Here is a 737-nt window from a genome sequence, read left to right as displayed (position 1 = left end):
GCGTGACCTACGGACCCACCCAGACCTGGACGATCCTGCGGACCCGGCTCGGCTGGAGCCGGCGGCGGCCCGCACGGCGCGCGGTCGAACGCGACGAGGACGCCATCGTCGCCTGGCGCGAGAGATGAGTGGCCGCGGATAAAAAAATAGCGCGGCGCCGAGGTGCATGGATCTGCTTCCAGGACGAAAGCGGCGTCTCGCTGCTCCCGGTGGTCCGCGCAACCTGGGCGCCGAAAGGCGACACACCCGTTCTGCATCACCGGTTCTCCTGGAAACGCCTGTCGATGGCCGGAGTCCTGGCCTATCGGCCCGACCGCAGTCGCAGTGCGTTTGTGTTCTCCATGACCGACGGTGCCTACAACACCGACAAACTCATCGAGTTCCTCACCGAACTGCGTGGCCACTTCGCCGGCGAGAAGCTCATCGTGCTCTGGGACGGACTGATGGCCCACCGGTCCCGGGCGATGACCGCGTGGCTGGCGACCCAGCGCGACTGGCTCCACGTCGAACGTCTCCCGGCGTATGCGCCCGAGCTCAATCCCATCGAACAAGTCTGGGGCAACATGAAATCCACCGAACTGGCCAACCTGTGCCCCGATACTCTCGACGAGGTTCGTGTGGCGACCGAGGCAGGGCTGACCCGGATCGGGTCGAGCTACGACCTGTGTCACGGCTTCCTCGACCACACCAGGCTCTCGTTATGATCTACGCTCACTCAATTACCGAACCATCTTTAA

General features: G+C 64.3%; 2 protein-coding genes. Both read left to right on the top strand.

The genetic code is table 11. The annotated features are described in order from the left end of the window. The first annotated feature begins 2 nt into the window (after window positions 1-2). Window positions 3-128: a winged helix-turn-helix domain-containing protein gene (locus A5767_RS24210; protein WP_372477773.1), complete on the top strand. Its 126-nt coding sequence runs from the start codon at window positions 3-5 to the stop codon at window positions 126-128. Continuing rightward, the gene (locus A5767_RS18615; protein WP_197483277.1) at window positions 129-704 is read left to right on the top strand and encodes an IS630 family transposase; all 576 of its coding nucleotides are present in this window, start codon (window positions 129-131) and stop codon (window positions 702-704) included. Window positions 705-737 lie beyond the last annotated feature (33 nt).

This window comes from Rhodococcus sp. 852002-51564_SCH6189132-a (assembly GCF_001665495.1).
Lineage (GTDB): Bacteria > Actinomycetota > Actinomycetes > Mycobacteriales > Mycobacteriaceae > Rhodococcus > Rhodococcus pyridinivorans.
Note: the sequence above shows the minus strand (reverse complement) of the source record. Positions and strands in the feature narration are given on the sequence as shown.